The sequence below is a fragment of the Streptomyces sp. JL2001 genome (assembly GCF_050917515.1).
GTDB lineage: Bacteria > Actinomycetota > Actinomycetes > Streptomycetales > Streptomycetaceae > Streptomyces.
On the sequence record NZ_CP169421.1, the window covers coordinates 6,804,620 to 6,831,573 of the forward strand.

Here is a 26,954-nt window from a genome sequence, read left to right on the forward strand (position 1 = left end):
CCCTCCCGTACTGCTCCGCTGCCTGCGCGCGCGGCGCGCGGGTCAGTGGCTCGGCGCCCCCTGGGCCTGCGGCGAGCCGATGCCCAGCGTGGCGGTGTACTGCGAGAGCACGAGCTTGCCGATCGCCGGGTACGCGCCCAGCGGCTCGGCGGCGGCGCAGCCCGCCTCCTTCGCGGCCGCGTCCAGCAGGCCGTCGGCCAGCTCGGGACCGATCAGGTACGGCGCGAGCGCCAGCTGCTCGGAACCGGAGCCGCGCAGCTGCTCGGCCACGGCGGTGATCGAGCCCTCCTGGTCCAGCGCGGCGGCGATCACGGGGACGGCCAGCCGGGCGGCCAGCAGCATGCCGGTGATGCCGGCGGCCTGCACGGCCTCCTCGCCGCCGACCGTGGCCAGCACGATGCCGTCGGCGGCGGTGGCCACCGTGAACAGGCGGGCGCGGTCGGCACGGGCCAGACCGGCCTCCGACAGGCGCACGTGCAGGGCCTCGGCGAGCAGCGGGTGCGGGCCGAGGACGTCGGTCAGCTCGGCGATGTTGCCGCTGTCCATGACGGCCTGGCGGATCCGGCGCATCAGGGCGCTGTCCGGGCCGGCGAGCAGCGGGACCACCACGGCGGCCGGGCCCTCGGGAGCGCTGACCTCGCGACCGGCGGCCAGCGCCAGCTGGTAGCGCTCGGTGCGCACGGCCGCGGTGCGCATGAGCGCGGCGGCCAGCGAGGGGTACTCGGCGTCGTCACCGTCCAGGTAGCCGATCACGGCCTCCAGGCCGGGCAGCTCGGAACGGGCGATGCTCACGACCTCTTCGGCCAGCGAGCGTATGGCGGGCGTGGGCTCGCCGGGGACGGCGAGAACGAGTGCGGGAGCGCCCTCGGGCGCCGCCGCGGGTTCGGGGCGGCGGTGCCGTCCGGTCTGGCGGGGTCGCGGCATTCGTACAGGCAGGCCGGAAGCGGGCCCAGTGGGGGAGCTCATGGCGCCGCATGCTACTGGTTTTGCCCGCCGCGCAGTTCGGTGAGGTGCGACAGAGCGTTATCTGCCCCCCTATGTCCGAACAGTGGCTTACCTGGTGAGATGGAGCAACCTCGGCTCCTCCGGCAGCCGTAGCGAACCGGTCGCGCTCGCGGCGGCGAGGGAGACGGCTCCGGCCAGCGGATCGCCGGCGGCGGACACGGCACGGGCCTGCGGCAGTTGCTCCGCGAGCTCCGTGCGCAGCGGTGCGAGCAGAGCGTCCCCCATCTTGAACAGACCGCCGGTCAGCGCCACTTCGCACGGCAGGCCGGCGGGGCACACGGCGGCGGCCGCCTCGGCGATGTGTGCCGCGGCCCGCGCCAGCACGTCGCCGGCGACCGGATCGCCCGCGTCGGCGCAGACGGCGACCTCGGGCGCGAAGGAGGCCAGCACGGCGGGGCGGTCGGTCCGCGGGTAGAGCGCGCCGGGCAGTCCGGCGGCCGGCCCGAACAGTGCCTCGGCCCGGGCGAGCAGCGCGGCCGAGCCGCCCCGGCGGCCGTCGTACGCGCGCATCGCCGCCTCCAGGCCCGCCCGGCCGATCCACGCGCCGCCGCCGCAGTCGCCGAGCAGATGTCCCCAGCCGTCGGCGCGGCGCCAGGCGACCAGGTCCGTACCGAGCGCGATCATGCCGGTGCCGGCGGCGACGACCGCCCCGGGCCGCTGCCCGAGGGCCCCCGCGTAGGCGGTGACGGCATCGGCGGCGAGGACCAGCGTGCGCACCCCCAGGGCGCGTTCCAGCGCGCCGGGCAGCTCGGCGCGGAGTTCGTCGCCGAGCGTCGCCATCCCGGCGGCGCCGACCGCCACGGCCACGACCGTCCCGGTCCCGGACGGGCCGGCGTCGCCGCCGGACGCCCCGGCCCGCAGCGTCTGGACGGCGGGCAGCACCTGCGCCAGCAGATGGGCCGCCTCGATCCCGCCCGGCCCGGTCCGCACGGGTTCGCGGGACGAGACGGTGCCCAGCACCCGGCCGCCCGACGCCTCGGCCAGGGCGATCCGCAGTCCCGAACCGCCCGAGTCGACCCCGACGACCAGATCCCCGGCCCTCGGCGGGGTCACCGCGGGCCGCCGGTGCCGGTCGGGTGGATGCGTGACCTCATGGACGGACTCCTTGACGGGGGAGGAGGGACGAGGCAGGCGGAGGGAGAACGGGCGGGGAGGGAGCGAGGCGTGACGGCCGGAAGCCTAAGGGCTGTCCCGTGATCCCCGGCGGCGGGCGCTCGCGGTGGGGGATCGGCGGGGCTCCCGTGACCGGTCGCCGGAGCGGTGCGCGCCGCCGGTCGCTCCGTGGTGATCGACTGTCCGTGTAGGCCGGTAGGGTGACCGACTGTGGCAGCACGACCGTTGAGTGAACTTGTGGAGCCCGGCTGGGCCGAGGCGTTGGCGCCGGTCGCCGGAGGCATCGCGGCGATGGGCGATTTCCTCCGCGCGGAGATCGCCGCCGGCCGGACGTACCTCCCGGCGGGGCAGCATGTCCTGCGCGCCTTCCAGCAGCCGTTCGACGAGGTGCGGGTGCTGATCGTGGGGCAGGACCCCTATCCCACGCCTGGCATGGCCATCGGGCACAGCTTCGCCGTCGCGCCCGACGTGCGGCAGCTGCCGGGCAGCCTGGAGAACATCTACCGCGAGCTGAACACCGACCTGGGTCTCGCGCGGCCGTCGAACGGCGATCTGACGCCGTGGACCCGGCAGGGGGTGCTCCTGCTGAACCGCGCGCTCACCACCGCCCCGCGGAAGCCGGGAGCCCATCGCGGCGCCGGCTGGGAAGCCGTCACGGAGCAGGCCATCCGCGCGCTCGCCGCCCGCGGCAAGCCGCTCGTGTCGATCCTCTGGGGCCGTGACGCCCGGAACGCGCGCCCGCTGCTCGGGGACCTGCCGGCCGTGGAGTCGGCCCACCCTTCCCCGATGTCCGCGGACCGCGGCTTCTTCGGCTCCCGCCCGTTCAGCCGCACCAACGAGCTCCTGGTCCGCCAGGGCGCCCAGCCCGTCGACTGGAGCCTCCCGTAGAGGTGTCCCGCCGATCGGGCCGGGTGCGTGCCCGGGGGGCCGTGGCCCGGCCCCCGACGGGACGTCAGTCCAGCACCGCCGCGCGCACGCAGAGCACGTCCGGCAGGTGCGAGGCGAGCTGCTGCCAGGTGTCGCCGTCGTCCGCGCTCGCGTACACCTCTCCGTTGCGGTTGCCGAAGTAGACGCCCGCGGGGTCGCCGTCGTCCGTGCACATGGCGTCCCGCAGCACGGTGCCGTAGTGGTCGCCCTCGGGCAGCCCGGCGCCGAGGGGCTCCCAGCTGCCGCCCGCGTCGTTGGTGCGGTAGACGCGGCAGCGGTGGTCCGCCGGCACCCGGTCGGAGTCGGCGTTGATGGGGAAGACGTAGGCCGTGTCGGCGCGATGGGGGTGCGCCGCGACGGCGAAGCCGAAGTCGGACGGCAGCCCGGCGCCGATGTCGGTCCATCGGGCACCCGCGTCGTCGCTGCGGAAGACGCCCCAGTGGTTCTGCAGGTACAGCCGGTCCAGATCGCCCGCGTCCTGCGCGATCTTGTGCACGCACTGCCCGAACTCCGGGTGCGGATCGGGCAGGAAGACCGCCGACACCCCGTCGTTGGACGGTGCCCAGCTCTCGCCGCCGTCCTGGGAGCGGAACACCCCGGCCGTCGACACCGCGACCGTCAGCCGGTCCGCGTCCCGCCGGTCGGTGACGATCGTGTGCACGGCCTCGCCGCCGCCGCCGGGCACCCACCGGTCCCGGGTCGGATGCTCCCACAGCGGGCGCACCAGGTCGAAGGACTCCCCGCCGTCCTCCGACCTGAAGAGCGCGGCGGGCTCGGTCCCCGCGTACACGACGTCGGGCGAGTGGGCGGGGGCCGGGTGCAGTTGCCACACCCGCTCCAGCGAGGCGCCCGTGTCCTGGGGGAACTTGACCGCGGGCCGCGGTGGCTCGTTCCAGGTGGCCCCGAGGTCGTCGGAGTGGAACACGGAGGGGCCCCAGTGCGCGCTGTCGCCCCCGACGAGCAGCCGTGGGGTGCCGCGCCGCGTGTCGATGCCGATCGAGTACACGGCCTGCGCGTTGAAGTGCGGGTCGTCGAACTCCCACCGGCCGTCGCGCCTGCGGCCGATGAACAGGCCCTTGCGGGTACCTACGGTGAGCAGAACGTCGGGCATGGCCGATCCCTCCAGGACGCCGTTGTCGCGGACAGGGGCCAGTCTGCACCCGGCCACCGACAGCGGCTCCCGGAACGGCGTCCGCCCAGGTCGGGCGCGTGTTACCGGCCCGGCCCGGGGAGACGGCGCGGCAGCGCGTGGGCTCAGATCGCCCAGGCGTACTGGCTGGGGGCGTGGGTCTCGGCGCCCAGCCCGCGCGCGGCCCGGCGCGCCCAGGAGGCGTCGCGCAGCAGTTCGCGCCCGAGGAGGACGGCGTCGGCCTCGCCGTTGGCGACGATCTTCTCGGCCTGCGCGGCCTCGGTGATGAGGCCCACCGCGGCGACGGGGAGTCCGGTCTCGGCCTTCACCCGCGCCGCGAACGGCACCTGGTAGCCGGGGCCGACCGGGATCTGCGCCGGGCCGCCGTTGCCGCCGCTGGACACGTCCAGGAGGTCGACCCCGTGCTCGCGCAGCAGGGCCGCGAAGCGGACGGTCTCGTCCGCGGTCCAGCCCTGCTCCTCCAGCCAGTCGGTGGCCGAGATCCGGAAGAAGACCGGCAGCTCCTGCGGCCAGACCGCGCGCACCGCGTCGACCACGTCGAGCGCGAGGCGGGTGCGGTTCTCGAAGGAGCCGCCGTACTCGTCCGTCCGGTGGTTGCTGTGCGGGGAGAGGAACTCCCCGATGAGGTAGCCGTGGGCGCCGTGCACCTCGACGACCTCGAAGCCGGCTTCGAGCGCGCGGCGGGCCGCGTCCGCGAACTGCCCGACGATCTCCCGGATCCCCTCGGAGGTGAGCTCGGTCGGTACGGGGTAGCCGTCGGCGAACTCCACCGGGCTCGGTCCGACCGGCTGCCAGCCGTGACCGTCCTCGGGCACCGGGCCGCGGCCCTCCCAGGGGCGGTTCGTTGACGCCTTGCGCCCGGCGTGCCCGATCTGGATCCCGGGCACGGTGCCGTGGTCCTTGAGGAAGCCGGCGATCCGGCGGAGCGCCGCGACCTGGGTGTCGTTCCAGATGCCGAGGTCGGCGGGGCTGATCCGGCCTTCAGGGGCGACGGCGGTGGCCTCGACCAGGATCAGGCCCGTGCCGCCGGTGGCGCGGGAGGCGTAGTGGGCGAAGTGCCAGTCGGTGGCGACGCCCGCGTTCGGTCCGAACACCTCTGCCGAGTACTGGCACATGGGGGCCATCCACACACGGTTGGGGATGGTCAGCGACCGCAGGGTGTAGGGCTCGAACAGGGCGACGCTCATGGCGGACTCCGTTTCAGGGGGCCTGGTGGGTGCTCGTACGATACTCATCGTAGTACGGCGTCTGTCAAACTACGAGAGGTCTCGTACAATGACCGGGTAGCCAGGGCACCGGACGAAGTGGAGCCGCCGTGACGACCGCGACCAACCCCCGGGTCCTCGACCATCCCGCGCGGGACGACATCCGCCTGGAGGACGTGCTGCACGCGCTGTCGGACGCGGTGCGGCTGCTCATCGTCAGCGAGATGGCGCGCGAGGAGGCGGAGTTGAGCTGTTCGCACTTCGACCTGCCGGTGACGAAGTCGACGACGACCCACCACTTCAGGGTGCTGCGCGAGAGCGGCGTCATCCAGCAGATCTACCGGGGCACGACCAAGCTGAACGCCCTGCGCCGGGACGACCTGGACGCGCTCTTCCCCGGCCTCCTGGACAGCGTGCTGGAAGCCGCCGCCGCGCAGTCCCGCCGTCTCGGCGACCCCCGGCCGGCCGCCATCACGTCCTGAGCCGTCACCCCCGCCCCCTCCCCGGCCGCCCCGCGGTGGGACCGGCGGCCCCGGAGCCGTTCACCCCGGTGGTGTCGCCGCCCCGCCGCCGGCCCGCGCCGCCGCCCGCAGGCCCGCCCAGTCCGGGATCTTCACCCGCCCGCGCCCCAGGGAGCGGCCGAGCTCCGACTCGGCGCGTTCGATGGCGAGCCAGCCCGGCCAGGCGACCGGCTCGTGCCCCAGCCCGCGCAGCGCGCCCAACGGCTCGGCACCCACCGGCCGGGCGGCGAGCCGCTCCGCGTCGGCCAGGAGCGAGGCGACGGTCTCCTTGGCGCAGGGCCGGTTCGTGCCGATCACACCGGTGGGGCCGCGCTTGATCCAGCCCGCCACGTACTCGCCGGCGGACGGCTCGCCGTCCCGCAGGACGCGGCCCGCCGCGTGCGGGACCGTGCCCCGGGCCTCGTCGAAGGGCAGCCCCGGCAGGGCGACCCCCTGGTAGCCGACGGCCCGCAGGACCAGCTGGGCCTCGATCTCCTCGTACCGGCCCGTGCCCCGCACGCCGCCGTCGCCGTCGGGCTCCGTCCGCTCGAACCGCACCCCGGTGACCCGGCCGTCCGCGCCGAGGAGTTCCACCGGGCGGAGGAAGAACCGCAGCGTGACGGAGCGCCCGTCCGGGCCGTCGGTCGGAGTCGACGTGTCCGCCCAGCCCCGGACGACCTCCAGATTCCGCCGGTTCACGGCCGGCAGTCCCGACGGGTCCGCGAGCGACGCGTCCAGCGCCAGGTCGGCCGGCTCCACCCGCACCCGCGTACCGGCGAGACCACCCAGCTCCCGCAGCTCCTTCGTGGTGAACCTGGCCTGGCCCGGCCCGCGCCGGCCCACCATGTGGACCGTGCGGACCCGGCTCTCCTCCAGGGCGGCGAGGGCCGCCTGGGGCACGTCCGTCGCCCGCAGCTCGTCCGAGGCGCGGGCCAGGATCCGGGCGACGTCCACCGCCACGTTCCCGACCCCGATCACCACCGCCGACCGGGCGTCGAGTCCGAACCCGTCGGCGGCGGCGTCGGGGTGCGCGCTGTACCAGGAGACGAACTCGGTGGCCGAGTGGCTGCCGGCCAGGTCCTCGCCCGGCACCCCGAGCCGCCGGTCGCGCGCCGCGCCGACGCAGTACACGACCGCGTGGTACAGCTCCAGCAGCCGGGCGGGTGTCAGTCCGTGCGCCCCGACCTCGACGTTCCCGAGGAAGCGGATCCGCTCGTCCTCCAGGACCGCGCGCAGGTTCTGCTGGAGGGACTTGATCTTCTCGTGGTCGGGCGCGACCCCGTAGCGCACCAGTCCGTACGGGCACGGCAGCCGGTCGAGCACGTCCACCCGCACGTCGGGCACCGCCGACTGCTGGACCAGCGCCTGGGCGGTGTAGACCCCACTGGGCCCGGAACCGACGACAGCGACACGAAGCACGGCCGTACTCCTTCCCGCCGCGGGGAGTCCCGCCGAGAGGCTTCCAGCATCGCACCGCAGCCCTTCCGGGGGGAGGAGCGCGACACGGTCCTTTCGGGTGTCCGCGCTCCTCGGCCGCCCGGGGCCTACATCGACCGCATCCGGTTGATCTCCGAGCTCTGCTGTGCGATGACGTCGTTCGCCATCTCCTCCACCAGCACGTTGTTCCCGGAGCCGAGCACCTCCGCCGCCATCGACACCGCCCCCTCGTGGTGCGTGATCATCAACCGCAGGAAGAGTCGGTCGAAAGCGGCTCCCTCGGCCTTCCGCAGCTCCGCCAGCTGCGCCTCGGTCGCCATCCCCGGCATGGCGTGGTGGTCGTGCGCGCCCTGGTCGCGCGGGCCACCGTTGTTTTTCAGCCAACCTTCCATCGCGCCGATCTCCGGCCGCTGCGCCGCGGAGATGCGCTCCGCCACCTTCCTGACCTGCTCCGATCCGGCCCGCTCCGGGGCGAGCGCGGTCATCGTCAGCGCCTGCCGGTGGTGCGCGATCATCATCTGCACATAGGTGAAGTCCGCCGCGTTCGGCTTGTCGTCCGGCCGCAGCCGCGCCGCCTCCTCCGGAGATATCCGCCGGGCCGGTTCACCCGGCTTGCCGGGAGCCACCACCGCGGGGCCCGAGGCGCCCGTCCCCCGCGACGCGTCCGGATCGGATCCCGACTCGCAGGCGGCCAGGGCCAATACGGCGGCCGCGCCGAGCGCCACGGCGACTGCTCCACGGATACGGCGGTTCAACACGACGACCTCCAAGGTGGTTCCGGGGACCGGGGGACGAGACCCGGCACGACGGCGGGGGTGGGTGGACGCGAGGACAGGGACCGTTCCTAGCACCCTTCCGTGGGTCGTTGATCGGAAACCTTGATTACGTCTGTGTTGCCATCTGTTGAGATGTGCATGCAAAGGAAGATACTGCCGGGGTCCATCAACCGTTCAACTACGAACGGACACAAGGGAGGACGGAGTGACTTCGTTGCGTATCACGCGTACCCCGCGCGCACGGATCAGAGGTCTGGGTGTGGCCACCGCCGCAGCCGGACTGCTGGTCAGCCTGCTCGCAGCCGGCCCCGCAACCGCCACACCCGACCCGGGTGACTCCTCCGCGCCGGGCTCCGTCTCGGCGCAGCAGGCCGCCGAGGCGCGGTCCGCCATCCAGAGCGGCGAGATACCCGGTGTGGACGAGATCGTCCACAGCAAGAACATCGAACACCTCGTCAACATCCCCAAGGACGCGCTCTCGGGGACGAACTCCGACCTGGCCTTCCAGGGCAAGTACGCCTTCGCGGGCAACTACGACGGCTTCCGGATCTTCGACATCAGCAACCCGAGGGCTCCCAGGACCGTCGCCCAGGTGCTGTGCCCCGGATCCCAGAACGACATCTCGGTCTCCGGCAACCTCGTCTTCCTCTCCACCGACTCCTCCCGCAGCGACAACTCCTGTGCCAGCACCACCCAGCCGGCCACGGAGAAGTCCTCCTGGGAGGGCATGAAGATCTTCGACATCAGCGACATCACCAACCCCAGGTACGTCGCCGCCGTCGAGACGTCCTGCGGCTCGCACACCCACACGCTGGTGCCGAAGCGCAAGGACGTCTACGTCTACGTCTCCTCGTACTCGCCGAACGTCGCCTTCCCCGACTGCCAGCCCCCGCACGACGGCATCTCGGTCATCAAGGTGCCCCGCAAGGCGCCCGAGAAGGCCGCGATCGTCAACTTCCCCGTCCTCTTCCCGGGCGAGGGCCCGGACGGCGGCGGAAACCCCGGCGGCCCGACCAACCCGGGCGTCTCCAAGACCACCGGCTGCCACGACATCACCGTGCTGCCGGGCAAGGACCTCGCGGCCGGCGCCTGCATGGGTGACGGTATCCTCTTCGACATCGCGGACCCCGAGAACCCGAAGGTGATCGACCAGGTCCAGGACAACGTCAACTTCGCCTTCTGGCACTCGGCCACCTTCAACCAGAGGGCCGACAAGGTCGTCTTCACCGACGAGCTCGGCGGCGGCGGCGCGGCCACCTGCAACGCGGTCGTGGGCCCGAACCGCGGCGCGGACGGCATCTACGACATCGTCGGCAAGGGCAAGAAGCGCAAGCTCGTCTTCCGCAGCTACTTCAAGATCCCGCGCCACCAGGCCGACACCGAGAACTGCGTCGCCCACAACGGCTCGCTGATCCCGGTCAAGGGCAAGGACCTGATGGTCCAGGCCTGGTACCAGGGCGGCGTCTCCGTCTGGGACTTCACCGACTCGGCCAAGCCCAAGGAGATCGCCTACTTCGAGCGCGGCCCGCTGTCCGCCACCACCATGAGCACCGGCGGCGCGTGGTCGGCGTACTACTACAACGGCCACATCTACTCCAACGACATCGCGAAGGGCTTCGACGTCCTGAAGATCTCCGACCGTCGTACCGACCCCGCGAAGCGGATCCGGATGGACGGCCTCAACGTCCAGACCCAGCCGGACTACTTCGACGACTTCGACCGCTGATCCGACGCGGGTGGCCGGCCCACCAGGGCCACCGGTGTGAGCGGCACGCCGTCGGGCGGACCTCCGTCCGGCGGGGTACCGCACTCCCAGTCGAGGCCGTACCGCTGGAACAGCTCCGCGCGCAGCCGGGTCACCGGCATCGGAGCCCCCGGCAGCAGGACCGCCACCACGGCACCCATCAGCAAGGCCCGCAGCAGGGGGTAGTCGGTGTCCGGGTCGGCGGAGCCGTACCGCACCATCGTGTCCCGGAGCAGCGCGGCGAGCCGCTGCTGCTCCGGGCAGCGCACGAACCCCTCCGCCTGCAGGATCAGCGCCATGTGCGTCCGCATCAGCACCGGCCGGTCCACCGCCAGGCCCAGCACCGCGTCGATCGCCCGCGCCAGGCGCTCCCGGCCGTCGTCCGTCCGCGGCTCGCGCTCCAGCGCCTCCTCCAGCGTCAGGTGCATCAGCCGGTGCACGGCGGACTGCAGCAGCTGACGCTTGCCCGGGAAGTAGTACGAGATCAGCCCGCGGGCCGAACCGGCCCGCTCGGCGATGTCGCCGAGCGTCGTCGCCTCGTACCCCCGCTCGGAGACCAGCTCGACGGTGGCCTGCAGCAGCCGCTCGCGCGAACGGCGCCGAAGCTCTTCATTGACCGATGCGCTACGCGGGGACATGCTGGACTCCTGCGTTGACTGGCTCGCGGCCAATATACTCAGCGCATCCTGCTGTCGCGCCCTCGAGGCCGGTCGGCGGGGCTGCCGTCTGTTCTGGGCGACGCGGGGGATCGTCCAGGACAGGCGGCGTCACGAGCCTTCTCCCATTGTCCTCCGCCCGTCCGCGGGGGCCGCCCGGCGGTACGTGAGGATCGCGACGGCGACGCACGTCCAGCCGAGGAGCCAGCCGGCGACCACGTCCGACGGCCAGTGCACCCCCAGGTACACCCGGGTCCACCCCACGCCCAGCACCGACACCACCGCCGCCACCGCGAGGACGCTCCAGCCCCGCCACGTCTCCCGCCAGTGCAGCGCGAGCACCCACAGCAGCAGCCCGCAGCTCACCACCGCCGTCATCGCGTGCCCCGAGGGGAACGCCGCGTACTGCGCCGAATCGACCGGGTCGGGCCAGCTGGGCCGGGCCCGGCCGACCGCCGATTTCAGGCCCTGCTGCAGCGCCGCCGCCAGCACGGTCGTCACCGCCAGCCAGAGCGCCGGTCGGCGCTCCCCTCGCCACCACAGCACCACCACGGCCACCGCGATGAGCGCGCGCATCGTCCACGGATCCCAGACCCAGTCGGTCAGGATCCGGTTGGCGCGCGTGAAACCGGGTTCGGCCACCGCGCTGCGATGCAGCGCGTCGACGACCCACCGGTCGAGCGAGAGGAGCGGGGGCCAGCCCACGGCCACCAGGACGAGCAGCAACACGGCCAGGGCACCGGACACCACCGCGGAGGAGCGCATGGGGTGATCCTCCCCGACCCGCGCACCGAACGGAGCGACCGGCTCCGCGAAGGCGGCTAACCGAGCGTCCGCAGCGCCGGAACGAACGCCACCAGCACCGGCACCACCGGCACCAGCGCCGCCGCGGCGGTCAGCCGCAGGCGCCGCCCCGCCGTGAAGCGCGGCGCGGCCCTGAGCAGCCGGTCCACCCGCCTCGGCAGGTCCGCGTCCGGAGCCGTGCCCGGTCCGAACACCCCGCGGTCCTCGTTGAGTTCGACCAGAGCCAGCGCGATCGTCAGCCGCCCGAAGCGGCGCGAGGCGACGTCGTCGGCCGCCAGCTCCACCAGCCGGTGCATCTCGTCCCGGAAGGCCGCGAAGACCGGAATCCCCGGAAAGCCCGTCGCCAGCGCCCCGGAACAGTGCCGCAGCCAGTCGTGCCGCGCCCGGGCGTGTCCCTGCTCGTGCGCGAGCACGGCGTCCAACTGGCGCCCCTTGAGGCGGCGCAGCGCGGCCGTCGTGACGACCAGCTGCGGGGCCGGACCGGGAAGCAGCCACGCGTCCGACCGCTCGCCCTCCAGGACCACGAGCCGCTCCTTGCCGGAGCCGTTCTCCCGTTCCTCGCCCGGCAACAGCGGGGAACGGCGCAGGAGTTCCCCGCGGCGCTGCCGGCGCCGGGCCCGCGCCCGGCCGATCTCCCGGCCCAGCATCGCGCCGCTCCAGAGGCCGCCACAGGCGAGGGCCACCGCGAGCACGGCCGACCAGGGCCGGCCGGCGCCCAGTTCGTACGCCTCCAGCACTCCGCGCGGTGCGGGTGCGAAGACACGACCCCGCACCGCCTGCCAGGCCGCCGCCGCGCTGAACGTCATCGACAGCGCGAAGCTCAGCAGCACCCCGGCCACCACGCACTGCCACACCCAGAGCGCCACCACCGGCTCGCGTTCCGCCCAGTCGGACCGCGACAGCAGCCGAGGGGCGACGACGGCGGTGAGGACGCCGAGCGCGAGCAACGCGAGGGAGACCACCATGGCGTCAGACTATGAGGGCCGTGCTACCCGGGGGTATGCCCGCGCGCGCCAAGTGACGTACGCCACGGTTTCGCCCGGCGCGTCGCGCCGGGCCCGCTGTGAGGCGGAGGACGGCGGGCGGCCTCCCGGCCCGCGCGGGCCGGGGGAGCAGCCCGATGCCGGTGCTCACAGCGTCACGAGCATCGCCAGCATCGCGAGCGCCATCGACAGCCGGCAGACCAGCGTGAACTCCGGGCGCTCCGCCAGGAGTGCGGGAGCGGAGCCCGCCGGCGCCGCCACCGGGACCAGACGCGCCCCCGCCCGCAGGACGTACACCGAGTAGTACGCGAGCAGCGCTCCCGTGAGCAGGGGTATCCCACCGGTGCCCGCCGCGCCGTGCCCCCCGTGCGCGCCCCCGCCCGGGGCCGTGGCCATCGCCACGGCCATGTAGACCATCGCCGCGGACCCCACCAGGTGGTGGAGATGGTGGCCGCCGCTCCGCGCGCCCGCCAGCGCGCGCAGCGACGCGACGCCGAACACCACCGCGTACACCGCCCAGCTCCACACCGGCGGCGTGAGCACCGCCGCCGGCAGCGCCATCGCGGCCATCCCGAAGCCCATCAACGCCTCGCCGCCCGCGGCCTTGCGCTCCTCGCCCGCGCACCCGCGCCGACGCAGCAGGCAGTACACCGCGCTCGCCGCGCACAGCGCGACCATCGCCCATGCCGGCCACGCAGCCCACGCCGCTCCGTGCACCGCACACCTCCCCGTCCGACGGCGCCGCTCGGCCCCCCGAGTGCATGCCCAGCCACACCGGGGCACACGCGAGCGCAGAGGCGCGCAGGGGCGTACGAAGGGGAGTGCGCGCCCACGTTAGGCTCGGGGCGATCGCCTTCACCGATCGATCAGCGCTCCGAGGGGAGACCGAACACCATGGACACCGCCGCGCCCCAGGACACCGGCCGGATCACCTATCGCGACGCGGTCGAGGACGACGTCCCGGTCCTGGTGCCGCTCGTCGAGTCGGCCTACCGCGGCGACTCCAGCCGGGCCGGCTGGACGACCGAGGCGGACATCCTCCAGGGCCAGCGGACCGACGCGGAGGGCGTCCGGGCCGTCATCACCACCGAGGGCAGCCGCCTCCTGGTGGTCGAGAAGGACGGCCGGGTCATCGCCTGCTGCCAGCTGGAACACCGCGGCGACGCCGCCTACTTCGGCATGTTCGCGGTCAGCCCGGCGCTCCAGGGCGCCGGCCTGGGCCGCCTGATCATCACCGAGGCGGAGCGGCGGGTCCGCGAGATCTGGGGCGTGCGCGAGATGCACATGACGGTGATCTCGGTGCGCGAGGAGCTCATCGCCTGGTACGAGCGGCGCGGCTACCGCCGCACGGGACGGATGACCCCGTTCCCGTACGGCGACGAGCGCTTCGGCGTCCCGCAGCGCGACGACCTGCAGTTCGAGCTGCTGGTGAAGGAACTGGTCTGAGGGTCGCCGCCGGCCGGGGGCGGGTCAGGCCGTGAAGCGGCCGGTGCGGCGGATCTCCGGATAGTCGGTCGTCGCGCCGTCCAGCTCCAGGGCCCGCGCGAGCCGCAGGTGCTCCTGGGTGTTCACCACCCAGCCGATCACCCGCAGCCGCTCCGCGTGGGCCCGTTCGACGGTCGCCAGCGTCAGGTGCCGGATGTTGAGGACGAGGGCGCCGGCACCGACGGCGAGGGCCCGGTCCACGACGTCGTCGCCCCAGCGGTCCGCGACCAGGGCCGTGCGGACACCGGGCACGAGTCGGGCGGTCTCGGCGATCGCCTCGTCGTGGAAGGACAGCACCTCCACCCGCTCGGCCAGGTCGCGCCGGTTCAGCACGCCGGCGAGCGCCTGGGCCGCCGCCACGTCCTTGATCTCGGCCTGGAGCGGGGCCCGCACCGCGTCCAGGACCTCCTCGAAGACGGGGACGCGCTCCCCGTCGCCCGCGTCCAGCTCGCGCAGCTCGGCGAGCGTCTGCGCGGAGATCGGGCCGCTGCCGTCGGTGGTGCGGTCGACGTCCGCGTCGTGCATGACGACGAGGGCGCCGTCCTTGCTCAGGTGGAGATCCAGCTCGATGGCGTCCATCCCGGCCCGCTCCGCCCGCACGAACGAGCGCAGGGTGTTCTCGGGCTCGACGCCCATGACTCCGCGATGACCGATGGTGAGGAAAGTCAAGACCTTCTCGCTTCCGTCGATGTCGGGCCCGGGGGCCCCTCCGGGCACCCGGTGCGGCTCGGGGCGCAGCCTAACGGCTGGGCATCGAGAGGTCAGCGCACGTGCGGGTGTCGGCCTCCCCCGGTTCCTGGCCGTGTCCGGATGCCTCGACGAGGCGGCCGACGCCTTGTTCCGCGCGGCGGATGCGCTTGCCTCGACGCTTCCAGACAGGAAAAACAGCGGCGATCAGGGGGGTCGCGCAGGATAATTTCTCCCATCTCCTCTTGTGGGGGAGAACCTCACACGGTTACGGTGTCTTAACGCGAGGTTCTCCTGTGGAGGAAGAGGCATGACGGAAATTCTTGTGCAGGACGTGACCAGTGGGGGGATATCCACCGCCACCCCGGTGATCGAGCACCCTGCCTGGGCCGAGCTCAAGGGTGCCGTGGAGGAGATCCGTCCCTGGCAGAACGCCGACGGCTCCATCGACTTCGAGGCCGAGGGCGCGCCGACCCGTGAGGTCGTCACCGTCACCGTCAGCCGTGTCGCGCACGCGGTCGAGCAGCTGTCCCCGCTGCTCCCGCACGACGCCGCCTACCACCTCGCGCTCGTCGCCGACCTGCGCAAGTGGGTCGAGGAGGGCTTCGGCGTGCCGGACTTCCTCGACTCGCTGCTGGCCTTCCAGCCGGCCGCCGGCCGTGAGGACGGGCTCCAGCACCTGGTGCTCTTCCCGATGTACACGCAGAACGGCAACCCGGACCGCAACTTCGAGGCCGTCGTCCTGCGCATGGTGTGGCCCGAGTGGCTCTCGGAGCTGGAGCGCACCCGCTACGACAACCCGCTGTTCTGCGGCATCACCTTCGAGGACTTCACCGCGGGGTACGACACGCACTCCGCCGTCCTCTTCCCCGAGACCATCGCGGTGCGCGAGGCCCCCGAGCGCTTCAGCTGGGGCGGCATCTTCTGCGACCGCGAGGCCGCCCGCTTCCGCAAGGTCACCGAGGCCGCCGTCGACATCCTGGGCATCGAGCTGCCCGAGGACATCGCCGCCATGGTCCAGGACCAGGAGCGGTGCGAGAAGGCGTTCGTCCTGTGGGACATGGTCCACGACCGCACCCACAGCCACGGCGACCTCCCGTTCGACCCGTTCATGATCAAGCAGCGCCAGCCGTTCTGGATGTACGGCCTGGAGGAGCTGCGCTGCGACCTCACCGCCTTCAAGGAGGCCGTGAAGCTGGAGGCCGAGGGCAACACCCACGGCCGTGACGTGCAGTACGCCGTCCTCTTCGACCGGATGTTCCGCTTCCCGGTCTCCGGCGACCGCAACCGCAACTACGACGGTGTGGGCGGCCAGCTCCTCTTCGCGTACCTCCACAAGCACGACGTGGTGCGCTGGACGGACAACAAGCTCAAGATCGACTGGCAGCGGGCCCCCGAGGTCACCAACCAGCTCTGCGCCGAGATCGAGAAGCTGTACCGCGACGGCATCGACCGTCCCAAGCTGGTCCACTGGCTGGCCGCGTACGACCTGGTCTCCACCTACCTCGCTCCGCACCCGGGCTCCCGCTGGGCCAAGGGCCCCGACGCCCTGGACCTGTCGCTTCCGCCCCGCAAGCTCGTCGACGACGTGCTTCCGGACGAGTTTCCGCTCAGCATGTTCTATGAGGCCCTGTCCAAGAAGCTGAAGGGCGTGATCGCCTCCACCAAGGGCATCACCGCCGCCGACGCGTCCCGGGACGGGCAGGCTGCCGCGTGAACGCTGTCACGGAGGAGGCGACGACCATGAACGGCAACGGGAACGGCGGACCGCTGGACGGAGCCGTCATCGCGGTCGCGGGAGCGGCCGGCGCGGCCGGCCGGGCGACGCTTCTGCGTCTCGCCGAAGCCGGGGCGACCGTCGTCGCCTCGGACGCGGATCCCGCGCGCCTCGCCGAGGCGGTCGACGCCGCCCGCTACGCCCACGGCGGTGCGACCGTCATCGGTGACACGGTCGACCTCTTCGACCTGGGCGCCGCCCGCGAGTGGGCGGACAAGACCGAGAAGGAGTTCGGCCGGATCGACGGGCTGGTCCACCTGGTGGGCGGCTGGCGCGGCAGCGCCTCCTTCGCGGAGACCGACCTCGCGGACTGGGCCTTCCTGGAGAAGCTGCTCATCCGCACGGTCCAGACCACCTCGCTCGCCTTCCAGGACGCGCTGCAGCGCAGCGAACGCGGCCGCTACCTGCTGGTCAGCGCCGCGGGCGCCTCCAAGCCCACCGCCGGGAACGCCGCCTACGCGGCGGCCAAGGCGGCGGCCGAGGCGTGGACCCTCGCGATGGGCGACGAGTTCCGCAAGGCGGGGGGCGAGGAAGGCCCGTCGGCGGCGGCTGCGATCCTGGTGATCAAGGCACTGGTGCACGACGCCATGCGCGCCGAACGCCCCAATGCGAAGTTCGCGGGCTTCACCGACGTCAAGGATCTGGCCGACGCCATCGCCGGTGTCTGGGACCGGCCCGCACAGGAAGTGAATGGACAGCGTCTGTGGCTGACCCCCAAGCCGTGACCCCGGCGTTCCCCACCAGGACCGACGCGCGTCGTCACCACGACCCGTCGGTCCGGGGCTTCGCCAGCGACAACTACGCCGGCGTCCACCCCGAGGTGCTCGCCGCCCTCGCCCTCGCCAACGACGGTCACCAGATCGCGTACGGCGAGGACGACTACACCGAGCACCTCCAGCGGATCATGCACAGCCACTTCGGCCCGCACGCCGAAGCCTTCCCGGTCTTCAACGGGACGGGTGCCAACGTGACCGCGCTGCAGGCCCTGACCGATCGCTGGGGCGCGGTGATCTGCGCCGAGTCCGCGCACATCAACGTGGACGAGGGCGGCGCGCCCGAGCGGATGGGCGGCCTCAAGCTGCTCACGGTGCCGACTCCGGACGGCAAGCTCACTCCCGAGCTGATCGACCGGCAGGCGTGGGGCTGGGAGGACGAGCACCGGGCGATGCCGCAGGTCGTCTCGATCACCCAGAACACCGAACTCGGCACGGTCTACACCGTGGACGAGATCCGGGCGATCGTCGAGCACGCGCACGGCAAGGGCATGAAGGTGCACCTCGACGGTGCCCGGATAGCCAACGCCGCCGCCTCGCTCGACGTGCCGATGCGCGCCTTCACGAACGCGGTGGGCGTGGACGTCATCTCGTACGGCGGCACGAAGAACGGCATGCTCTTCGGCGAGGCCATCGTGGTGCTCAACCCGGACACCGTCAGCCACATGAAGCACCTGCGCAAGCTGTCCATGCAGCTCGCCTCGAAGATGCGGTTCGTCTCCGTGCAGCTGGAGGCACTGCTGGCCAAGGACCTGTGGCTGCGCAACGCCCGGCACTCCAACGCCATGGCGCAGCGCCTCGCGGCCGGCGTCCGCGGCGTCGACGGCGTCGAGATCCTCTACCCCGTGCAGGCCAACGCGGTCTTCGCCCGGCTGCCCCACGAGGTCAGCACCCGGCTGCAGAAGCGCTTCCGCTTCTACTTCTGGGACGAGGCGGCCGGTGACGTGCGCTGGATGTGCTCGTTCGACACCACGGAGGACGACGTGGACGCGTTCCTGCAGGCCCTGAAGGAAGAAATGGCGCGATAGCGCCCATCAGATCGCATGGATATGCGCTCGGACGGAAAGTCATTGACTCCCGTCCGGGCGCTTTCCTATGCTCCCGCCCCATGGAGATGATCCAACAAGAACCCGACATCGCCGCGTACCTGACGGAGTGCGAGGCCGTGGACCATCGGCATCCGCGCGTGCGCGCCGTCGCGGACGAGCTGTCATCCCGGCATGCCGATGCATACTCATACGCGAAGGCCGCGTATGAGTTCGTACGTGACACCATTCCCCATTCGATGGACTCCGGCGACCCGCGCGTGACCTGGCGCGCCTCCGACGTGATCGAGGCCCGCACCGGGGTCTGCTACGCCAAGTCGATCGCGTACGTGGCGCTCCTGCGGGCCCGCGGCATCCCGGCCGCCCTCTGCTACCAGCGGCTCGCCGACGACGACGGCTCGAACCCGGTCGTCCACGGTCTGGCCGCGGTCCGGCTGCCGGGGACCGCGCGATGGGTGCGCCAGGACGTCCGGGGCAACAAGCCCGGCGTCGACGCGCACTTCTCGCCCGACGGGGAGCGACTGGCCTGGGCTGTACGGCCGGAGTGCAATGAAGTGGACTACCCGGTGCTCTATGCTGAACCGCATCCGGTCGTCCTCAGCGCCCTGCGCGCCGCGTCCGACCGGTCCCACCTCGCACGCACGCTCCCCACGGAGCTCTGACCGGAACCGAACGGCGGACCATGACCCTCACGCTCACCGTGTCCGACGAGGTACGCAGCCTCGTCCCCGGCTTCACCCATCTCGCCGTGGAGGCGCGCGGACTGGTCAACGGGCCGAGCGACGAGGTGAGTTCGGCCCTGCTGGACGAGGCGGGCCGCCGCCTGGCCGAGCGTCTCGACGGCCGTTCCCCGGACCGCGACCCGCACGTCGCCGCCTGGCGCGCCGCCTACACGGCCTTCGGCGCGAAGCCCTCCCGTACCCGCAACTCCGCGGAGGCGCTGGCCCGCCGCGCCCTCGCGGACGGCGGACTGCCGCGGATCAACCGTCTCGTCGACGCGTACAACGCGGTCAGCGTCGCGCACCTGATCCCCGTCGGGGGCGAGGACCTGGACCGTATCCAGGGCGCCATGCGGCTCGTCGTGGCCACCGGGGACGAACCGTTCGCGACGACGGCCGGCGGGGTGGAGACCGTCGAGCACCCGGAGACCGGCGAGGTCGTCTGGTGCGACGAGGCCGGCGTCACCTGCCGCCGCTGGAACTGGCGCCAGGGGCCCCGCACCCGGATCGACGACTCCACCGTGAACGCGCTCTTCCTGCTGGAGGCGCTGGAGCCGATGACCCCCGCGGAGCTCGTGGCCGCGGGCGCCGAACTCGCCGCATCGCTGGAACGGCTGAGCCCCGGGGCGCGGATCACCGTCGGCGCCCCGGAGTGACGTTTCAGCGGACCGGGCCGGTCAGCCCGCTTCCTTGACCTGCGCCGGCGTCGGAGCCGTGCCCCCGAGGTGCGCCGGGACCCACCAGGTGTCGCCGGCGTCCTTGGGGCGCACGGGGTAGGCGCGCTGCGCCGCCTCCAGGAGCTCCTGGACGCGCTCGCGCAGCCGCCGGGTGATGGCGCCCGCGTACTGGTCGGACGGCGCCTCGATCGGCTCGCCGACCCGGATGGTGACCGGGATGTGCTGGCGCTTGAAGTTCCGCGGGCGGCCCTTCGTCCAGATCCGCTGCGTGCCCCACAGCGCCATCGGGATCAGCGGGACCCCGGCCTCCTGGGCAAGCCGTGCCGCACCCGACTTGAAGCTCTTCAGCGTGAACGACTGGGAGATCGTGGCCTCGGGGAAGACGCCGATGACCTCGCCCGACCGCAGGGACTCGAGCGCGTGCTGGTAGGCGTGCTCGCCCTGGGTGCGGTCGACCGGGATGTGCTTCATGCCGCGCATGAGCGGGCCCGACACCTTGTGCCGGAACACCGCGTCCTTGGCCATGAAGCGCACGAGGCGCTTCTGCGGCAGCGCGGCCAGACCCGTGAAGATGAAGTCCAGGTAGCTGATGTGGTTGCTGACGAGTACCGCCCCACCCGAGCGCGGGATGTTCTCCGAACCCTGAGTGTCGATCTTCAGGTCGAGCGCCTTGAACATGGCCAGAGCGGCGCCGATGACCGGCCGATAGACGAGTTCTGCCATCGGAGAGGAACCCCTTCTTCAGTGCCTGGGGATGGTTCTCCCGGCGGAAGTTACGCAGCCGTAGGTTTTTGGCTTTGGGCAGATCGTGCCCCATGTGGGCCGTGCTGACCAGTCCTGACGCCTTCGGACGGGGAGATTCTCGTCACCCTGCGCACACGTGCTGGGAATCGAGCGGTGCCGTGGGACGCTGCATGTGGAGAGCGGGAACGGCAGGGAGGCGGACACGTGAACGAATCGGGCGAGGGTTCCGGCACCCCCGGGCGGGGTGCCGGCGGACGGGACGCGGGCACGCTCGGCGCCGACCGGCTCGGTGCGGAGCTGGGGGAGCGGGCGACCCTGGTGCAGTTCTCCACCGCGTTCTGCCAGCCCTGCCGGGCCACCCGCCGCACCCTGTCGGAGGTGGCGGGGATGATCGAGGGGGTCGGCCACGTGGAGATCGACGCCGAGGAGCGGCTGGACCTGGTCCGCGCGCTCGGCATCGAGCGGACCCCCACGGTGCTCGTCCTCGACCGGACCGGCCGGATCGTCCGCCGGGCCGCCGGGCAGCCCCGCAAGGCGGACGTCATCGCCGCGCTGGGCCGGGCCGTCTGACGCGGTGACACATCTCCCACATCGCGGTACGCACTTGACTGCACCCGGCAACGATCGTCAGTCTGGCGGGGTGCCCCAAGAACTCCTTCTCTACGGCCGGGCCCACGTGGACCTGGCCCGCAACGCGAGCGCGCGCTGTCCGGGTGTCTGAGAACCCACGGACCCCTCTCACGACGCCCTCGCAGAAGGACAATTCCATGACGGTTTCGCCCGAGCTCCGCACCATAGGCGCCCCTCGGCAGGCCTCTCCCGACCTCCTCCGCTCCGTCTTCCGCCAGCACGCCGCCGGTGTCGCGGTCGTCACTGCTTATGGTGACCGCCCCGTCGGCTTCACCGCGACCTCCCTCAACTCCGTCGCCGCGGAGCCGCCGCTGATCTCCTTCGGCGTGGGCACCTCCTCCTCCAGCTGGCCCGTGGTGGCCGAGGCCGAGCACATCGGCGTCCACATACTCGGCGAGCACCAGCGGGAGCTGGCCGCCACCTTCGCCCGGAGCGGCGCCGACCGCTTCGGCGACCCGACGCGCTGGAGTGTGGGACCCGAGGGCGTCCCCGTCCTCGACGGCGTGCTGGCCTGGCTCGTGTGCCGGGTGGTCGCACGCGTACCCGCCGGGGACCACCGGATCGTCATCGCCCAGGCCGTCGCCGGCGACCCCGACGGGACCGGCCGGCCGCTGATCTACCACCAGGGCCGCTTCAACGCCCTGCGCGACTGAGAGTTCCGACCCTCGGGCGTTGGCAAGGTCACACGTCTGAGCGCTTGCTTACTGGTAACGGACTGGGTGTACTGACGAGTAATATTTCGGTCGGGGGCTACGCACGCCCCGACCGGAAACCCGCCCTTCAGGCGCCTATGCTGCGAGCAACAAGGCAGCCCAGTAATGACCGATGCAGTAGGAGAGCCGGCGTGAGCTTGAGGATCGTTGTCTGTGTGAAGTACGTGCCCGACGCCACCGGCGACCGGCACTTCGCCGATGACCTGACCGTCGACCGCGACGACGTCGACGGCCTGCTGTCGGAGCTGGACGAGTACGCGGTCGAGCAGGCGCTCCAGATCGCCGAAGAGGCCGACGATGCCGAGGTCACCGTTCTCACGGTCGGCCCCGAGGACGCCAAGGACGCTCTGCGCAAGGCGCTCTCCATGGGTGCCGACAAGGCCGTCCACGTCGAGGACGACGATCTGCACGGCACCGACGTCATGGGCACCTCGCTCGTTCTCGCCAAGGCCATCGAGAAGACCGGCTACGACGTCGTCATCGCCGGTATGGCCTCCACCGACGGCACGATGGGCGTCCTGCCGGCGATCCTCGCCGAGCGTCTGGGCGTCCCGCAGGTCACGCTGCTCTCCGAGGTCTCCATCGCGGACGGCGTCGTGAAGGGCCGCCGCGACGGCGACACCGCGTCCGAGCAGCTGGAGGCCACGCTTCCCGCGGTCGTGTCCGTGACGGACCAGTCGGGCGAGGCGCGCTACCCGTCCTTCAAGGGCATCATGGCCGCCAAGAAGAAGCCGGTGGAGTCCCTGGAGCTCTCCGACCTCGGCATCGAGGCCGAGGAAGTGGGCCTCGAGGGCGCCTGGACCGCGGTCGACTCGGCGGCGGAGCGTCCGGCCCGCACGGCCGGCACGATCGTCAAGGACGAGGGCGAGGGCGGCAAGCAGCTGGCCGAGTTCCTCGCGAGCCAGAAGTTCATCTAGGGCTCGCGCGAGCCGTTCAGTCCGCCCCCTTTTCGTTCGCAGGAGATTGAATCCCCATGGCTGAGATTCTCGTCTACGTCGACCACGTCGACGGAGCCGTCCGCAAGCCCACCCTGGAGCTGCTGACCCTCGCCCGCCGCCTCGGCGAGCCCGTCGCCGTCGCGCTGGGCGCCGGCGCCGAGGCCACCGCCCCGGCGCTCGCCGAGCACGGCGCGGTGAAGGTCCTGACCGCCGACGCCCCCGAGTTCGCCGAGTACCTCGTGGTGCCGAAGGTGGACGCGCTCCAGGCCGCGTACGAGCAGGTCTCCCCGGCCGCCGTGCTCGTCCCGTCCTCCGCCGAGGGCAAGGAGGTCGCGGCCCGCCTCGCGGTCCGCATCGGCTCCGGCATCATCACGGACGCCGTGGACCTGGAGGCCGGTGACGAGGGCCCGGTCGCGACGCAGTCCGCGTTCGCCGCCTCCTTCACCACCAAGTCCCGCGTCTCCAAGGGCACGCCGGTCATCACGGTCAAGCCGAACTCGGCCCCGGTCGAGGCCGCCCCGGCCGCCGGCGCCGTCGAGGCCCTCGCCGTCACCTTCTCGGCGCAGGCCACCGGCACCAAGGTCACCGCCCGCACCCCGCGCGAGTCGACCGGCCGTCCGGAGCTGACCGAGGCCGCGATCGTGGTCTCCGGCGGCCGTGGCGTCAACGGTGCCGAGAACTTCTCGGTCATCGAGGCGCTCGCCGACTCCCTCGGTGCCGCCGTCGGCGCCTCCCGCGCCGCCGTCGACGCCGGCTGGTACCCGCACTCCAACCAGGTCGGCCAGACCGGCAAGTCGGTCTCGCCGCAGCTGTACATCGCGTCCGGCATCTCCGGTGCGATCCAGCACCGCGCGGGTATGCAGACCTCGAAGACCATCGTGGCCATCAACAAGGACGCCGAGGCTCCGATCTTCGACCTCGTCGACTACGGCGTGGTCGGCGACCTCTTCGACGTCGTCCCGCAGCTGACCGAAGAGGTCGAGACCCGCAAGGGCTGACCTGCGGATCTGTCGGGCCCGGGGGCCGCATGGTGAACTCTCACCGTGCGGCCCCCGGCCGTTTCGGACAACCATTGACGCAGGTCCCGCCGGACTTATAACTTCGCTATACGGATTGTTGATTCCGTGAAGCGGAAATCAGGAGGAGCTGGGGATGGGTCAGCAGGGTCGGCAGGAGAAGGTCGCCACGAGTCTCGCCGGAGCGGTCAGCGAGGGCATCAGCGCCTCGCTCGCGTCCGTGGACGCCGAACTGGACCGCCGCTACCCGGGAGACCCCGGCACCCGCCAGCCCGTCCACACCGTCTACGTGCCCGGCGACGTCTTCGACGCCGGCACCCTCCGCTCCTGGGGCGACCAGGCCCTCGCGGCCCTCGACGAGCACGCCCCGGACGCGGAGTCCTTCGCCGCCGTCCTCGGCCTCTCCGACGACCTCGCCGTCGACGTCCACGCCCGGGTGCGGGCCAAGCTGGAGCGCGAGCCGATCGAGGACCTCCGGGTCGACTTCGAGGACGGCTACGGCGGGAAGGACGCGGACGCCGAGGACCGCGACGCCGCCCGCGCCGCCCGCCTGATCGCGGAGGCCTACCGCGACGGCACCGCGGCCCCCTACATGGGCATCCGCATGAAGTGCATGGAGGCCGCCGTCCGCGACCGCGGCATCCGCACCACCGACATCTTCCTCACCGGCCTGATGGAGAACGGCGGCCTGCCCGACGGCCTCGTCCTCACCCTCCCCAAAGTGACCTACCCGGAGCAGGTCACCGCCTTCGTACGGCTCCTGGAGGCGTTCGAGAAGGCCCACGGCCTGGACGCCGGCCGCCTCGGCTTCGAGATCCAGATCGAGACCAGCCAGTCCATCCTCGCCGCCGACGGCACCGCCGCCGTCGCCCGCATGATCGGCGCCGCCGAGGGCCGTGCGACCGGACTGCACTACGGCACCTTCGACTACAGCGCCTGCCTCGGCGTCTCCGCCGCCTACCAGGCCAGCGACCACCCCGCCGCCGACCACGCCAAGGCGATCATGCAGGTCGCCGCCGCCGGCACCGGCGTACGGGTCTCCGACGGGTCCACCAACGTGCTGCCGGTCGGCTCCACCGCCCACGTGCACGAGGCGTGGCGCCTCCACTACGGCCTCACCCGCCGTGCCCTCGCCCGCGCCTACTACCAGGGCTGGGACATGCACCCCGGCCACATCCCCACCCGCTACGCCGCCGTCTTCGCCTTCTACCGCGAGGGCTTCGAGGCCGCCGCCAAGCGCCTGTCCGCCTACGCGAACCACGCCGCCGGCGACGTGATGGACGAGCCCGCCACCGCCAAGGCGCTCGGCTCCTACCTGCTGCGCGGCATCGACTGCGGAGCCCTCGACACCACGGAGGTCGACGCCCTCACCGGCCTGACCCGCGCCGACCTGGACCGCTTCGCCGCCCCGCGCCGCGGAGACCTCACGGCCACGGCTCAGTAACGCGCGGGGATTTGACCCCGGATCGCCCCAACTGCCCCGTACCCTTGACGCGTTCACGTGCGTCACACGCCAGCGCGACAGGGGAGCGGGGCAGCGGTGTCATCGGGGGAGAAGAAGCGCATCGGCATCATCGGCGTGGGCGAGATCGCCCGGGCCCTCGTGGCGGGTCTGTACGACGGGGGCGACCCGTCGCCGGAGGTGTTCCTCTCCCCTCGGGGAGCCCGCGCCGCGGCCGAGCTGTCCGCACGCCACGAGAACGTACGGGTCTGCGCCGACAACCAGGAGGTGGTGGACCGCTCCGAGCTGGTGATCATCGCCGTACGGCGCCAGGACCGCCACGGCGCGCTCGCCGGCCTGCGGGTGGACGACGACAAGATCGTGGTCAACGTGATGGCCGGCGTCGGCAACGACGACCTGCGCCGGACACTCGCCACCGACGCCCCGCTGGTCCGGGCCATTCCCCTGCCCGCCGTGCGGGAACGCCGCTCCGTCACGGTGATGTGCCCGTCGCACCCGGCGGTGGACTCCCTCTTCGGGTACCTGGGCGGGGTGCTGCCGGTCGCGGACGAGGCGGCCTTCGACGTCTTCTCCGCCCTGACGGGGACGCTGACCACCCACTACTCGTATCTCGCCACGCTCACGTCCTGGGCTGCCGCTCAGGGCATCGACCCCGACGACGCCGACCGCTACGTCCGCGGACTCTTCCAGGGCGTCGGCCGCACCCTGGGCGACGAGACCCGCTCCCTGGACCGCCTCGCCGCCGACCACGAGACCCCGAACGGAAGCAACGAACGCGTCCGCACCACCTGGTTCGGCCCGGCCAACGCGGAGGCCCTCCACAGGGTCCTCGACGGCCTCCTCGACGACCTGAGGTGACCCGGGCAGGCGTCCGGTGCGATCGGGGTCCCGGACGGGCGCGCGTGTCGTGCGGCCGGTCGTGGGGCGCCGTCGGAGCCGGGCCGGTGCGGCCGGGCGGTCACGCCGGGCCCGGCCTCGTCCCGTCGCGGGTCACGCCGGCGGCGGGACCTCGCCCGAGCCGCGCGCGATCAGCGTCGTCCGCAGCACCACCTGGGCCGGCGCCTCCTCCACGCCGTCCAGGCGGCGGAAGAGCCGTTCCGCGGCCGTACGGCCCAGCGCGGCGGCGTCCTGGGCGATCACGGTGATGCCGAGCAGGTCGGCCAGTTCGATGTCGTCGAACCCCACCAGGGCCACCGGGTGTTCGCGCCCGGCCAGCGTCCGCACCGCGGTGACCGTGACCCGGTTGTTCCCCGCGAAGAGCGCCGTGACCGGCTCCGGTCCCGAGAGCATCGCCGTCACCGCCGCGCGGACCCGCTCCGGGTCCGTCGGGCCGAGGGAGACCCAGGACTCGTCGACCTCGAGCCCCGCCTCCTCCATCGCGGACCGGTAGCCCCGCAGCCGCTCCGTCGCGGTGTGGATGCGGGGCTGGTCGCCGACGAAGCCGATCCGGCGGTGGCCGTGGGCGATCAGATGGGCCACTCCGTCCCGCGAACCCCCGAAGCTGTCCGAGAGGACGGCGTCGGCGTCGATCCCGCCGGCCGGGCGGTCCACGAACACGGTCGCGACGCCCGCCTTCATCTCCGGCTCCAGATAGCGGTGGTCGCTGCCGGCGGGGATGACGATCAGTCCGTCGACCCGGCGGGCGCACAGGGCCAGCGCCAACTCCTGCTCGCGGTCCGGGTCCTCCGCGCTGGAGCCGTTGATGAGCAGGGCCCCGTGGGCGCGGGCGACCTCCTCGACGGCGCGGCTGAGGGGCCCGTAGAACGGGTCGGCGAGATCCTCCAGGACTAGCCCGACCGAGGCGGTCCGGCCCTTGCGCAGGACGCGGGCGCTGTCGTTGCGGCGGAAGCCGAGCGCGTCGATCGCCTCCTGCACACGGCGCTCCGTGTCGGGGGTGACCCCCGGCTCGCCGTTGACGACCCGGGACACGGTCTTCAGCCCGACGCCGGCCCGGGCGGCGACATCCTTCATCGTGGGCCGATTGCCG

Annotated in this window: 28 protein-coding genes; 15 read left to right on the forward strand and 13 right to left on the reverse strand. The window is 72.6% G+C overall.

The window, feature by feature from the left end:
• Positions 1 to 42: 42 nt before the first annotated feature.
• Together ACE1OA_RS30430 and ACE1OA_RS30435 are read right to left on the reverse strand one after the other, a co-directional pair.
• Complete coding sequence (locus tag ACE1OA_RS30430) at positions 43 to 966, reverse strand: sirohydrochlorin chelatase (RefSeq protein WP_432753679.1); 924 nt, start codon at positions 964 to 966, stop codon at positions 43 to 45.
• 87 nt (positions 967 to 1,053) lie between these two features.
• Positions 1,054 to 2,058 carry an N-acetylglucosamine kinase gene (locus ACE1OA_RS30435; protein WP_356602260.1) on the reverse strand — a complete coding sequence of 335 codons (1,005 nt, stop codon included), beginning with the start codon at positions 2,056 to 2,058 and terminating at the stop codon, positions 1,054 to 1,056.
• A 270-nt stretch (positions 2,059 to 2,328) separates the two neighbouring features.
• Between ACE1OA_RS30435 and ACE1OA_RS30440 the strand changes: the two genes are divergently transcribed.
• On the forward strand, positions 2,329 to 3,006 hold the full coding sequence (locus tag ACE1OA_RS30440; RefSeq protein ID WP_356602259.1) for a uracil-DNA glycosylase: 678 nt from the start codon (positions 2,329 to 2,331) through the stop codon (positions 3,004 to 3,006).
• Between the two features lie 64 nt (positions 3,007 to 3,070).
• Here the strand turns inward: ACE1OA_RS30440 and ACE1OA_RS30445 are convergent, their stop codons facing one another.
• The gene (locus ACE1OA_RS30445) at positions 3,071 to 4,156 is read right to left on the reverse strand and encodes a WD40/YVTN/BNR-like repeat-containing protein (protein WP_356779316.1); all 1,086 of its coding nucleotides are present in this window, start codon (positions 4,154 to 4,156) and stop codon (positions 3,071 to 3,073) included.
• Between the two features lie 143 nt (positions 4,157 to 4,299).
• Complete coding sequence (locus ACE1OA_RS30450; protein WP_432753680.1) at positions 4,300 to 5,382, reverse strand: NADH:flavin oxidoreductase/NADH oxidase; 1,083 nt, start codon at positions 5,380 to 5,382, stop codon at positions 4,300 to 4,302.
• A 128-nt stretch (positions 5,383 to 5,510) separates the two neighbouring features.
• Between ACE1OA_RS30450 and ACE1OA_RS30455 the strand changes: the two genes are divergently transcribed.
• Entirely contained in the window at positions 5,511 to 5,882 is a 372-nt protein-coding gene (locus ACE1OA_RS30455; protein WP_356602253.1) for an ArsR/SmtB family transcription factor, read from the forward strand.
• Between the two features lie 60 nt (positions 5,883 to 5,942).
• On the opposite strand, the gene ACE1OA_RS30460 is transcribed toward ACE1OA_RS30455, so the two are convergent.
• A complete protein-coding gene (locus tag ACE1OA_RS30460) occupies positions 5,943 to 7,319 on the reverse strand; it encodes an FAD-dependent oxidoreductase (protein ID WP_432753681.1) in 1,377 nt (458 codons plus the stop codon).
• Positions 7,320 to 7,444: 125 nt separating this feature from the next.
• Positions 7,445 to 8,095, reverse strand: coding sequence for a DUF305 domain-containing protein (locus ACE1OA_RS30465; protein ID WP_386543330.1), 651 nt, complete (start codon positions 8,093 to 8,095; stop codon positions 7,445 to 7,447).
• A gap of 223 nt (positions 8,096 to 8,318) precedes the next feature.
• Between ACE1OA_RS30465 and ACE1OA_RS30470 the strand changes: the two genes are divergently transcribed.
• The gene (locus ACE1OA_RS30470; protein ID WP_432753682.1) at positions 8,319 to 9,839 is read left to right on the forward strand and encodes an LVIVD repeat-containing protein; all 1,521 of its coding nucleotides are present in this window, start codon (positions 8,319 to 8,321) and stop codon (positions 9,837 to 9,839) included.
• On the opposite strand, the gene ACE1OA_RS30475 is transcribed toward ACE1OA_RS30470, so the two are convergent.
• From ACE1OA_RS30475 to ACE1OA_RS30490, 4 genes are all read right to left on the reverse strand, one after another.
• On the reverse strand, positions 9,815 to 10,495 hold the full coding sequence (locus ACE1OA_RS30475) for a TetR/AcrR family transcriptional regulator (protein WP_356602245.1): 681 nt from the start codon (positions 10,493 to 10,495) through the stop codon (positions 9,815 to 9,817). The two genes, ACE1OA_RS30470 and ACE1OA_RS30475, sit on opposite strands and share 25 nt — an antisense overlap.
• A gap of 129 nt (positions 10,496 to 10,624) precedes the next feature.
• Entirely contained in the window at positions 10,625 to 11,278 is a 654-nt protein-coding gene (locus ACE1OA_RS30480; RefSeq protein ID WP_356602243.1) for a phosphatase PAP2 family protein, read from the reverse strand.
• A 56-nt stretch (positions 11,279 to 11,334) separates the two neighbouring features.
• Entirely contained in the window at positions 11,335 to 12,282 is a 948-nt protein-coding gene (locus ACE1OA_RS30485) for a M56 family metallopeptidase (RefSeq protein WP_356602241.1), read from the reverse strand.
• A gap of 165 nt (positions 12,283 to 12,447) precedes the next feature.
• Positions 12,448 to 13,017 carry a DUF5134 domain-containing protein gene (locus ACE1OA_RS30490; protein ID WP_432753683.1) on the reverse strand — a complete coding sequence of 190 codons (570 nt, stop codon included), beginning with the start codon at positions 13,015 to 13,017 and terminating at the stop codon, positions 12,448 to 12,450.
• Positions 13,018 to 13,194: 177 nt separating this feature from the next.
• On the opposite strand from ACE1OA_RS30490, the gene ACE1OA_RS30495 reads away from it, so the two are divergent.
• On the forward strand, positions 13,195 to 13,746 hold the full coding sequence (locus ACE1OA_RS30495; protein ID WP_356602239.1) for a GNAT family N-acetyltransferase: 552 nt from the start codon (positions 13,195 to 13,197) through the stop codon (positions 13,744 to 13,746).
• 24 nt (positions 13,747 to 13,770) lie between these two features.
• Here ACE1OA_RS30495 and ACE1OA_RS30500 read toward each other — a convergent pair whose 3' ends face one another.
• A complete protein-coding gene (locus ACE1OA_RS30500) occupies positions 13,771 to 14,454 on the reverse strand; it encodes a glycerophosphodiester phosphodiesterase (RefSeq protein ID WP_147975733.1) in 684 nt (227 codons plus the stop codon).
• Positions 14,455 to 14,782: 328 nt separating this feature from the next.
• Here ACE1OA_RS30500 and ACE1OA_RS30505 point away from each other — a divergent pair, with 328 nt between their 5' ends.
• The 5 genes from ACE1OA_RS30505 (at position 14,783) to ACE1OA_RS30525 (ending at position 19,443) form a co-directional block, all read left to right on the forward strand.
• The gene (locus tag ACE1OA_RS30505) at positions 14,783 to 16,189 is read left to right on the forward strand and encodes a DUF6421 family protein (protein WP_356602237.1); all 1,407 of its coding nucleotides are present in this window, start codon (positions 14,783 to 14,785) and stop codon (positions 16,187 to 16,189) included.
• Between the two features lie 26 nt (positions 16,190 to 16,215).
• Entirely contained in the window at positions 16,216 to 16,974 is a 759-nt protein-coding gene (locus tag ACE1OA_RS30510; protein WP_356602616.1) for an SDR family NAD(P)-dependent oxidoreductase, read from the forward strand.
• Positions 16,953 to 18,050 carry a threonine aldolase family protein gene (locus tag ACE1OA_RS30515; protein ID WP_356602235.1) on the forward strand — a complete coding sequence of 366 codons (1,098 nt, stop codon included), beginning with the start codon at positions 16,953 to 16,955 and terminating at the stop codon, positions 18,048 to 18,050. The genes ACE1OA_RS30510 and ACE1OA_RS30515 overlap by 22 nt, the downstream gene beginning before the upstream one ends.
• Positions 18,051 to 18,130: 80 nt before the next feature.
• Entirely contained in the window at positions 18,131 to 18,730 is a 600-nt protein-coding gene (locus ACE1OA_RS30520) for a transglutaminase-like domain-containing protein (protein WP_432753684.1), read from the forward strand.
• Positions 18,731 to 18,750: 20 nt separating this feature from the next.
• Positions 18,751 to 19,443 carry a B3/B4 domain-containing protein gene (locus ACE1OA_RS30525; protein ID WP_432753685.1) on the forward strand — a complete coding sequence of 231 codons (693 nt, stop codon included), beginning with the start codon at positions 18,751 to 18,753 and terminating at the stop codon, positions 19,441 to 19,443.
• Between the two features lie 21 nt (positions 19,444 to 19,464).
• On the opposite strand, the gene ACE1OA_RS30530 is transcribed toward ACE1OA_RS30525, so the two are convergent.
• Positions 19,465 to 20,187, reverse strand: coding sequence for a lysophospholipid acyltransferase family protein (locus ACE1OA_RS30530; RefSeq protein ID WP_356602229.1), 723 nt, complete (start codon positions 20,185 to 20,187; stop codon positions 19,465 to 19,467).
• Positions 20,188 to 20,505: 318 nt separating this feature from the next.
• On the opposite strand from ACE1OA_RS30530, the gene ACE1OA_RS30535 reads away from it, so the two are divergent.
• From ACE1OA_RS30535 to ACE1OA_RS30560, 6 genes are all read left to right on the forward strand, one after another.
• Positions 20,506 to 20,778, forward strand: a complete 273-nt coding sequence (locus ACE1OA_RS30535) for a TlpA family protein disulfide reductase (RefSeq protein ID WP_356602614.1) — start codon at positions 20,506 to 20,508, stop codon at positions 20,776 to 20,778.
• Positions 20,779 to 20,975: 197 nt separating this feature from the next.
• Positions 20,976 to 21,491, forward strand: coding sequence for a flavin reductase family protein (locus ACE1OA_RS30540; protein WP_356602227.1), 516 nt, complete (start codon positions 20,976 to 20,978; stop codon positions 21,489 to 21,491).
• 191 nt (positions 21,492 to 21,682) lie between these two features.
• Positions 21,683 to 22,468: an electron transfer flavoprotein subunit beta/FixA family protein gene (locus tag ACE1OA_RS30545; protein ID WP_356602225.1), complete on the forward strand. Its 786-nt coding sequence runs from the start codon at positions 21,683 to 21,685 to the stop codon at positions 22,466 to 22,468.
• Between the two features lie 56 nt (positions 22,469 to 22,524).
• Entirely contained in the window at positions 22,525 to 23,487 is a 963-nt protein-coding gene (locus tag ACE1OA_RS30550) for an electron transfer flavoprotein subunit alpha/FixB family protein (RefSeq protein WP_384868375.1), read from the forward strand.
• 154 nt (positions 23,488 to 23,641) lie between these two features.
• Complete coding sequence (locus tag ACE1OA_RS30555; RefSeq protein WP_432753686.1) at positions 23,642 to 24,949, forward strand: DUF6986 family protein; 1,308 nt, start codon at positions 23,642 to 23,644, stop codon at positions 24,947 to 24,949.
• A 96-nt stretch (positions 24,950 to 25,045) separates the two neighbouring features.
• On the forward strand, positions 25,046 to 25,825 hold the full coding sequence (locus ACE1OA_RS30560) for an NAD(P)-binding domain-containing protein (RefSeq protein WP_432753687.1): 780 nt from the start codon (positions 25,046 to 25,048) through the stop codon (positions 25,823 to 25,825).
• Between the two features lie 132 nt (positions 25,826 to 25,957).
• Here ACE1OA_RS30560 and ACE1OA_RS30565 read toward each other — a convergent pair whose 3' ends face one another.
• Positions 25,958 to 26,938 (reverse strand): LacI family DNA-binding transcriptional regulator, encoded by a 981-nt coding sequence (locus ACE1OA_RS30565; protein WP_386543353.1) that lies wholly within the window; start codon positions 26,936 to 26,938, stop codon positions 25,958 to 25,960.
• Positions 26,939 to 26,954 lie beyond the last annotated feature (16 nt).